Source organism: Sphingobacterium sp. IITKGP-BTPF85 (genome assembly GCF_001006065.1).
In the GTDB taxonomy this organism is placed as follows: Bacteria; Bacteroidota; Bacteroidia; order Sphingobacteriales; family Sphingobacteriaceae; genus Sphingobacterium; species Sphingobacterium anhuiense.
In genome coordinates this window covers 1-1,646 of the sequence record NZ_ASZT02000293.1, presented here as the reverse complement: position 1 = coordinate 1,646, position 1,646 = coordinate 1, and the positions used below count along the sequence as shown (strand labels likewise).

The window sequence follows — 1,646 nt, the reverse complement described above, 5'->3', positions numbered from 1 at the left end:
TTTGCGAAAGGTCCACTATTTAATTTAATGATTTCTTCTAATTAAGATACCTCAAAATAATAATTTAATTTTTAATTTATTTTTCTTTATTTCTATTTATTTATACCGTTACCACTTCTTCAATTTCTAATTTGTTTGATCCGTCTCTATTGGAGACTTCTATGAGTAAAGAAAAGAATTTAATGTTCGTGTTTTTTATGTTAGTTGTGGTAGCTCCAATTTTTGAAACCTTAATTTATCAAACAGCAGTTATTGAAATCCTTTTAAAATTTAAAATTAGAATGAGAAGTGCGATAGTCATTTCCGCACTATTATTTGGGCTGTCCCATTCGTACAGTTTTATTTATATTCTTTTGGCAATTGGAACGGGATTCGTATTAGCATATTATTATGCAAGTTTGAGGGAACAGGGGAAGATTAACAAAATTCTGTTTGTCACCATTTTACATGCTCTGATTAATTTGGTTGTATTCATTCATAATCATATTTTTAACTTGTAATTCCTAGTATACTTAACTTATGATCATTTTGAATTTAGGTTTAAATGATCATAAGCATTATTGGTGGACTTTCGATCAGATATCACAAGTTCTCTTGATGATGATATAAACCCAATCACTTTACTTAAAGTGTTAAAAATCATTTGATATCAAATCAGGTCCGATCTCCAAAACTCGATCTGAAATAGATTAGACCTATTTCTGCAGGTAAGTATTATTTATCAAATAATATTTCCAATGCTTTTTTTGAGCATTGAGCAACTGTAATTTAGTATTGTTGATCAACGAAGCAGTTATCCGAAAAGGCTTAGCAATAGAGTAGGAATAGTTTTTTATAAACAAAAATATGAATAACTTAGAATTAAAATCAATGGGTGTTCAGGAGTTGGATACTAATGAGATGGTAAATCTTGATGGTGGTGGTTTCTTAGAAGATTTTTTCTTGGGTAAAGCAGTTGATATAGTTATTGATTCAATAATGTATAGTATCAATAATCCTGAACCAGGATGGAATTCAACTAATTATGGACATTATGGAGGAGCTCGTCCATAATTAAGTATTATATATCAAGGACAATAATATTTATTGTTGTTCTTGATATTTATTTGGGTGGTCATTTTGTAAAATAGCAAATAAGATTATGTTATTAATATCGCGATTAAGTAAAGTTTCAATTCTAAAATTATATCTAATAACGTTATTGGTATTATTAATGTTAGTTCCTGTTCTTTATGAGTTATATGTGAAAATAATTGGATTACAATTTGTGCCTAGTAAAAGAATGCTATTGGATAGTTCAGCTTTAAGAGGTTTTTATTCGATTATAATCGCTCCTCCTATAGAAACGCTTTTGTTTCAATATGCTCCTATTAAATTTTTTGGAACTTATTCTTTTCTAAATAAAAGAAAAGGATTAATTATAACTATATCTGCTCTTCTATTTGGTGTTTGTCATACTTCCAGTTTATATACCATGATTTATGCATTTCATATGGGATTTGTTATAGCAAGCTTTTATATGATAACTGACAAAAATAAGAATGCATTTATGCATACAACTATTCTACATTCCCTATTCAATTTGATTCTCTTTATTGGTAGATTATTATAATTTAAGGATGAAACTGATTCAGATACCAATAAAA

3 protein-coding genes are annotated in these 1,646 nt (G+C 27.9%); all 3 read left to right on the top strand.

Going from position 1 to position 1,646, the window contains the following annotated elements; translation table 11 throughout:
* The first annotated feature begins 161 nt into the window (after positions 1–161).
* The 3 genes from L950_RS37655 to L950_RS37650 all read left to right on the top strand — a co-directional run bounded on the left by L950_RS37655 (position 162) and on the right by L950_RS37650 (position 1,612).
* The gene (locus L950_RS37655) at positions 162–500 is read left to right on the top strand and encodes a CPBP family intramembrane glutamic endopeptidase (protein ID WP_021188585.1); all 339 of its coding nucleotides are present in this window, start codon (positions 162–164) and stop codon (positions 498–500) included.
* A 346-nt stretch (positions 501–846) separates the two neighbouring features.
* Positions 847–1,053 carry a hypothetical protein gene (locus L950_RS25235; protein WP_021188584.1) on the top strand — a complete coding sequence of 69 codons (207 nt, stop codon included), beginning with the start codon at positions 847–849 and terminating at the stop codon, positions 1,051–1,053.
* An 88-nt stretch (positions 1,054–1,141) separates the two neighbouring features.
* The gene (locus L950_RS37650) at positions 1,142–1,612 is read left to right on the top strand and encodes a type II CAAX prenyl endopeptidase Rce1 family protein (RefSeq protein WP_021188583.1); all 471 of its coding nucleotides are present in this window, start codon (positions 1,142–1,144) and stop codon (positions 1,610–1,612) included.
* Positions 1,613–1,646 lie beyond the last annotated feature (34 nt).